The organism is Paenibacillus forsythiae T98 (assembly GCF_000520735.1).
Lineage (GTDB): Bacteria > Bacillota > Bacilli > Paenibacillales > Paenibacillaceae > Paenibacillus_AQ > Paenibacillus_AQ forsythiae.
Genome location: NZ_ASSC01000254.1, coordinates 1 through 6,834, shown reverse-complemented (window position 1 = coordinate 6,834; position 6,834 = coordinate 1). Strand labels below are relative to the sequence as shown.

At 53.7% G+C, this 6,834-nt stretch carries 9 protein-coding genes; all 9 read right to left on the bottom strand.

What is annotated here, in order from left to right; translation table 11 throughout:
• Positions 1-607, bottom strand: a 607-nt coding sequence (gene xseA, locus L692_RS0108745; RefSeq protein ID WP_025699039.1) for an exodeoxyribonuclease VII large subunit, incomplete at its 3' end; no start/stop codon positions are given.
• A gap of 10 nt (positions 608-617) precedes the next feature.
• The gene (gene folD / locus L692_RS0108740) at positions 618-1,475 is read right to left on the bottom strand and encodes a bifunctional methylenetetrahydrofolate dehydrogenase/methenyltetrahydrofolate cyclohydrolase FolD (RefSeq protein ID WP_025699037.1); all 858 of its coding nucleotides are present in this window, start codon (positions 1,473-1,475) and stop codon (positions 618-620) included.
• A 110-nt stretch (positions 1,476-1,585) separates the two neighbouring features.
• A complete protein-coding gene (nusB, locus tag L692_RS0108735; protein WP_025699034.1) occupies positions 1,586-2,038 on the bottom strand; it encodes a transcription antitermination factor NusB in 453 nt (150 codons plus the stop codon).
• A gap of 730 nt (positions 2,039-2,768) precedes the next feature.
• Positions 2,769-2,999, bottom strand: coding sequence for a DUF2273 domain-containing protein (locus L692_RS0108730; RefSeq protein ID WP_025699032.1), 231 nt, complete (start codon positions 2,997-2,999; stop codon positions 2,769-2,771).
• A 15-nt stretch (positions 3,000-3,014) separates the two neighbouring features.
• On the bottom strand, positions 3,015-3,554 hold the full coding sequence (gene amaP, locus L692_RS0108725; protein ID WP_025699030.1) for an alkaline shock response membrane anchor protein AmaP: 540 nt from the start codon (positions 3,552-3,554) through the stop codon (positions 3,015-3,017).
• Positions 3,555-3,628: 74 nt separating this feature from the next.
• Positions 3,629-4,045, bottom strand: coding sequence for an Asp23/Gls24 family envelope stress response protein (locus L692_RS0108720; RefSeq protein WP_025699028.1), 417 nt, complete (start codon positions 4,043-4,045; stop codon positions 3,629-3,631).
• A 112-nt stretch (positions 4,046-4,157) separates the two neighbouring features.
• The gene (accC, locus tag L692_RS0108715) at positions 4,158-5,501 is read right to left on the bottom strand and encodes an acetyl-CoA carboxylase biotin carboxylase subunit (protein WP_025699026.1); all 1,344 of its coding nucleotides are present in this window, start codon (positions 5,499-5,501) and stop codon (positions 4,158-4,160) included.
• 16 nt (positions 5,502-5,517) lie between these two features.
• Positions 5,518-6,036 carry an acetyl-CoA carboxylase biotin carboxyl carrier protein gene (gene accB / locus L692_RS0108710; RefSeq protein ID WP_025699025.1) on the bottom strand — a complete coding sequence of 173 codons (519 nt, stop codon included), beginning with the start codon at positions 6,034-6,036 and terminating at the stop codon, positions 5,518-5,520.
• 248 nt (positions 6,037-6,284) lie between these two features.
• Positions 6,285-6,834, bottom strand: a 550-nt coding sequence (locus L692_RS0108700; protein WP_025699024.1) for a SpoIIIAH-like family protein, incomplete at its 5' end; no start/stop codon positions are given.

The following is a 6,834-nucleotide window of genomic DNA, read 5'->3' as shown; positions in this document are numbered from 1 at the left end:
CGACGATGAGCACATCGGCTTCGCCCATGGCGTTCAGGTTGCGGATCGCCTTCACGATGGAAGGCGCCGCACCCTTCCCCTGCACCAGCACGGGATAGAGCACGGTAGCCGCCTGCGGAAACCGTCTGCGCAGCGTAGTCAGAATATCCCGGACCGCCGCGCCTGTAGGCGAGGTGACGACGCCGATGCAGCGCGGATAACGCGGCAGCGGACGCTTCCGCTCCGCTGCGAACAATCCCTCCTGGTCCAGCTTCTTCTTGAGCTGCTCATAGGCCAGATACAGGCTGCCGATGCCGTCGGGCTGCATATGCGTGGCATAGAACTGGTACTGCCCGTCCCTTTCGTACACCGTCACGTTGCCTCTGGCGATAACCCGAGAGCCTTCCTTCGGCACAAAAGGCAGCCGCTGGTTATGGGATGCGAACATAATCGCCCGGATACGGCTGCTCTCGTCCTTCAGCGTAAAATACATATGTCCGCTGCCGTGATGCGTAAAATTGGAAATCTCCCCGCGCAGCCACACGTCGGAGAGCACATGATCCGAGTCCAGCTTCATGCGGATATAACGGTTAATATCTTTAATGGAATATACCTTCCGCTCCGCCATACTGCTAGTCCTATTCCAGACCGTGACGGCGCTTGGCCGCAGTCAGCGTGTTGACCATCAGCATCGTAATGGTCATTGGCCCTACGCCGCCCGGAACCGGCGTAATGTGGCCTGCAACTTCCTTGGCGCTGTCGTAGTCAACATCTCCCGCCAGCTTGCCATTGTCCAGGCGGTTCATCCCCACATCGATAACGACCGCTCCCGGCTTCACATAGGAGGCGTCAATAAGATTGGCGCGGCCGATCGCCACGACCAGCACGTCGGCCAGCTTGCACAGCTCGGCCATGTTGCTTGTGCGGGAATGGCACATCGTAACCGTGGCGTTCTCCCGCTGCAGCAGCAGAGATACCGGCTTGCCGACAATATTGCTGCGGCCGATAACGACGGCATGCTTGCCGGAGAGGTCGATGCCGGTCCGTTTGATTAATTCGATCACCCCGGCAGGCGTGCAGGGGAGCAGGCTGTCGTCGCCGATGACCAGATTGCCCACATTAACCGGGTGGAAGCCGTCGACGTCCTTCTCTACGGAGATGGCGTCGATAACCGCTTTTTCATTGATATGCTTCGGCAGCGGAAGCTGCACCAGAATGCCGTCAATCTCGTCGGCCCGGTTCAGCTCGTCAACCAGCGACAGCAGTTCTTCCTGGGAAGTCGAAGCGGGCAGCCGGTGTACTACCGAATGAAAGCCCAGGCTGATACAGGTTTTTTCCTTACTGTTCACATAGACCTGCGAACCCGGGTCCTCTCCTACGAGCACCACAGCCAGACCGGGCTTGACTCCGCGCTCTGCAAGCGCCTCGACCTCCCGGGCAATATCCACACGAATTTCTTCGGAAACCAGTTTACCGCTGATGATTGCTGCTGTCATGACACATATCTCCCCTTTAGTGAACTTTGGTAGTTGTAAGGCTGTCTAATCGCGAAAAAGGGCGCATAAGGCGCATCGTTTCATCTTATTTTATTGTAACGGCTTCGTCTTCAGGAACGGTTGGCCTTCAGTTCTTCGAGGTCCTGGATCAATTTTCCCAGAACGCCGTTGACGAATTTGCCGGAATCCTCCGTGCCGAAATGCTTGGCCAGCTCAATGGCCTCGTTGACGGCTACCTTTGCCGGAACATCATTCCGATAAATCATTTCATAGGCCGCAAGCCTTAAAATCTGGCGGTCAACGCGGGACAGCCGGCTCATCTGCCAGCCCTTCAAATAATGCTCCAGCATATCGTCGATCGCAGGCTTGGCTTCCCAGATGCCGTTCACATGGTCCAGCACATAATCTTTTAATTGAAGCTCGTCGGAAATGACGCGTTCCATCTCATTTTCCTCCGATGCCTCCTTCAGCAGCATTTCCACCGCCTCGCCGCTTTCAACCTCGTTCATCTCCATCTGATACAGGCTTTGCACTATAATTTCTCTCGCTACACGTCTTTTCATTTGTTCCTCCTTTAAATTAATCCAGGCTCTGCTTGAACCCTGAACCCATACAAATCTTAAGCAGCCGGACCGCCCTGATGGGGATGAATGCAAGTGATAGCCGAATCGGCGGACTTGCTCTGTTCGCTGTATCGCTTCTGGCCGCCCTTGCCGCAAGCTTAGACTTAGACGGAAATACTCCGGTTAAACAGCTTCTCAAACCTTAATATGAGGTAGGCAGATGGAAAAACTCCCTATAATTCCAGCATAATGCCCCGTTCCCATGCGAAATACTCAAATTAGATGGAGATTTTCCGGTTAGTCTGACCCTTCCCTTCAGTTTAAGAAGTTTTGCAGGAAGTTTTAAATTTACGTTCGATAGGGGCAAGGCGATTTGACATGGAGCCTCGTGCGCATGAATTCTCGGAAAGCCGCGAAGCATAAGGACTTCACTAGGCTCGCCAGCTTATCCGTATAAAATTGCAGTCTATTTACCCATGTCGAGTAGCGAGGAAGCAAGAATCTTGAGTCACACTAAAAAAACACTCCGCTCTCTTGTCACAAACTTCCCGGATGAGCTGGTATATAGGATGTGTAATTTCCGTTCTGTTCATCGTTCTTCTGACAGCAGATCATGATTTCCACATGAGACTTCTGCGATCTTAGACGCAAAAAAACCGCACCGCCCTTCTTTCGGGGCAAAGAAACGCAAAATGACCAGTTCGCTCCGAAAGAAAGGCTTTAGCGCGGTTCACTTGAAGGGACGCCAGCGGGCCGACAGCTGCTCCAGCAGCTCCCTCCATGGGAACAAAGGAGCCTGCGCGTCTTTTCTGCCGCCAAGCGTATATCCGATGAACACAACCAGTGCAAAGAACAGCATATCCCAGAAACCGCTAATTAAATAAATGATGCCCAGAACGAATCCGAAGGCCACTCCGCCAATTCTACCGCCGTGACTTTCCCATATTTCTCTCCAAGGCATAAGGGAAACTCACCTCTATTCCACTCGACTTTTGAAGCTGGGGGACTGGGCAAGGTTGGCAATATAGACCGACACGTCGGCAACCGGGACGCCCGTCGTATCCTGTACATATTCATGCACCTGCCGCTGTACCTCCGAGGTCAGAAGCGGAAGCGAATGCTCGCCGTCCACTACGCCGCGGATCAAAATTTCAAGCCCCGCCTGGGAGACGCGGATTCGCGATCTCAGGTCGCGGATGCCCTTGACCTTTCCGGCCGCCTTCAGGCTGAGATTCTCAATCGTTTCCATGGAAATCTGAATATCGCCGTATTCCGTCCTTTGATCAACCGACAGACTGGATGTCCGCTCCCGGCGAATCGAGATATAGAAGAACCGGATACTCAGCAGGAACAGAATGACCGCCGCGGCAATCACGACGATATAGGCGGCTTCCCAATTCCGGATCTCCGGATTCCACGGAAGAACGCCGCTTAACAGGAGGATGGCAATAACAGATAATGTTCCAACGCTCAAGCTGTAAATGAACAGCAAAAGTCTGTCTAAAATTTTAGCCAAGAGCCTCTTAACCTCCTCAAAGTAGACTAAACCCTCGACTTGACCGTCGGGGGTTTAATGAAGACCGGAAGTCCTTATTTCACACGAAGGGCAACATCAGTATCGTCAGCAGCGGTGTTCTTCTCCGCACTCTTGAATTGAACGTCGTGAATATGCACATTCACTTCCACAACCGTCAGGCCTGTCATCGTTTCGATCGACCGTTTGACATTTCGCTGAATTTCCGCCGCCACCTCCGGGAGACGGGTTCCATACTCGATAATTACGGAGACATCCACCGCAGCCTCGCGCTGTCCGACTTCCACCTTAACGCCTTTTGAAAGGTTCTTTCGTCCCAGCAGCTCGACGATGCCTCCGGCAAATCCGCCGCTCATGCCCGCTACGCCTTTAACCTCAACGGTCGCAAGGCCAGCGATCACCTCGATCACTTCGGGAGCGATCTGGATTTCACCGATTTCCGTACGTTCGAATTCTGTCGGCAGTGTACTCATTTTGTCCCCCACACCTTTCACATTTGTTCATGATGGCAAGCTTGAAGCACGTCTCTCCATTAAACATACTATATCATTTGGCGAACTTTATGACAAACGAAGCGTTTTCGCCCTAAATTTCATTTTCTTCAAGGAACTTGATATCGAAATGGCCGTCCAGGAATACGGGGTGCTCCAGCAATTTTTGATGAAAAGGAATCGTCGTATGTATCCCTTCGATAGCGAACTCGCCGAGAGCCCGCTTCATCTTGAGAATCGCTTCCTGGCGCGTAGGCGCCCAGACAATGAGCTTCGCAATCATGGAATCATAAAAAGGCGATATCGTGCCGCCCGGATAAGCCGCGCTGTCTACACGGACGCCAAGTCCGCCCGGAGGCAGATAAAAGCCGATCTTGCCCGGAGAAGGCATGAAATTCTTGGCCGGGTCTTCCGCATTGATTCGGCATTCGATCGACCAGCCGTTAATAACGATTTCCTCCTGGGTAAATGAAAGGGGATTCCCTTCGGCCACCGAGATCATTTCCTTGATCAGATCCACTCCTGTTACCATTTCGGTAACCGGATGCTCCACTTGAATCCGGGTGTTCATTTCCATGAAATAAAACTGTCCGTCCGCGCCAAGCAGAAATTCGAGCGTTCCCGCGCCGGAATAGCCGACGGCAAGCGCGGCTCGGACGGCGGCTTCGCCCATGGCCTGCCGGATTTCCGGCGTCAGCACGGAGCAAGGAGCCTCTTCCACCAGCTTCTGGCGGCGGCGCTGCACGGAGCAATCGCGTTCGCCCAGATGGACTACGTTGCCGTGGTTATCGGCGATAATCTGGATTTCGACATGCTTCATGCCGGTCAGGTATTTCTCCAGATAGACTCCGGCGTTGCCGAAGGCCTTCTGCGCTTCCTGCTGGGCGGCGGTAATCTGCTTGACCAGCGACTCTTCGTCCTCGGCGATGCGGATGCCCTTGCCTCCGCCTCCGGCTGTGGCCTTGATGATAACGGGGTAGCCGATCTCTCTTCCCAGCAGAACCGCTTCCTCCACATCGTCCACAAGACCGTCGGACCCGGGAATGACCGGAACGCCAGCCTGCTTCATCGTATCCTTCGCGACAGCCTTGTCTCCCATCCGGGTGATGGCTTCAGGAGAAGGACCGATAAAGATGATGTTGCAGGAACCGCAAATCTCGGCGAAATCGGCGTTCTCGGCAAGAAAGCCGTAGCCTGGATGAATGGCGTCGCATTCCGTCAGGGTAGCGACGCTCATAATATTCGTAAAATTCAAATAGCTGTCCTTGGAAGCTGTCGGTCCGATACAGTATGCTTCATCGGCCAGCCGGACATGCAGCGAATCGCGGTCGGGTTCCGAATAAACCGCAACGGTGGAAATGCCCAATTCGCGGCAGGCGCGAATAATCCGAACGGCAATTTCCCCGCGGTTGGCGATCAGCACTTTTTGTATATTCATTGCTATCCTCCCGATTTTAAGATTCCGGCTTCACCAGGAACAGCGGTTGGCCGTACTCCACAAGCTGGCCGTTCTCGGCAAGGACGGACACAATCTCCCCGCGGACTTCCGCTTCCAGCTCGTTCATCAGCTTCATCGCTTCGATAATGCATACTGTCGACTTCTCGGTCACCCGGTCGCCAACGCTGACGAATGGAGGCCGATCCGGCGAAGCCGAGGTATAGAACGTACCCACCATCGGAGAAACGATTTTATGTAAGGTTCCCTCTTCGGGAGTAGAGTGCGTCTCCTGCTGCGGAGCGGCGGGACTGGCGGCAGCTTGCCCGGCAATCTGCTGCGGAACGGGCGGCTGCGGAGCGGGCGTAAAGGGGTAAGGAAAAGGAGCCGCCGGAGCCACATGCGCTTCCGCTGCTTCGGAACGGTCCGGTTTGCGGATGGCCAGCTTCATTCCTTCGCTTTCAATCTCCAGTTCATGCACGGAAGAGGTCTGGTCCAGCAATTCGATCAATTCCTTAATTTCGCTTAATTTGAACATTTCGATCAGTTCACTCCTTCAGCTTTCTGTCGAACCCGCTAACTCTGCGGATAAAATATAACGGATTTCCGCTCCCTTGTGGGGGATGCTGACCGTCTCTCATAAAATACAGGCCAAGAATCGGCATCATGCTTATCCCTCTATATTTCAAGAATAACCCTATGTATTATATCACAAACGGGGGAAATAGAAAGAGCCCGGGATAACCCGAGCTATTTCGGCAATTTCCTTTGTTTTTTATGTCCGGATTACTGCTCCGATACATGCTGTACGCTTACTTTATCCTGGGATACGCTCAGCTCTTTCATAACCAGATCGATAATCAGAGCCGCCTGCTTCACATCCAGCTTCTCGCTGAGCACAACCACTTTATAGGAATCGTTGTTCTCTTCCTTGACGATCGCTTCCCCGTACTGCTGTTGAAGCTTTTCTTCGATTCCGCTGATTTTGGATTCCTTCTCTTCGAGCTGGTGCAGCTGCTCCTGCGCGGCCGCGCTGTCCGCCGGCGATTTGTCCATATTGTTGATCGCAGCCATCAGATCATTATGTTCTTTCAGGTTCTTCTGTTCGCGCTCGTACAGGTAATTGGTGAACAGGCTGGAGGCCGAAGCGCTCTGCGAGGCGACTTCATTCAGCACGGCCGCGTCTTCCTTCGATACGCCGCCGTCTGCCGATGCGGAATCCTTTCCTTTATCCGAGGAGGCTGCATCGGGCTTCGCGGAGGCGGGTGCGGAGGCGGACGCCTTGTCCTGGGCGTCTTTCGCTGACGGGTCCGCCGGAGATTGGCCGTCATCCGTT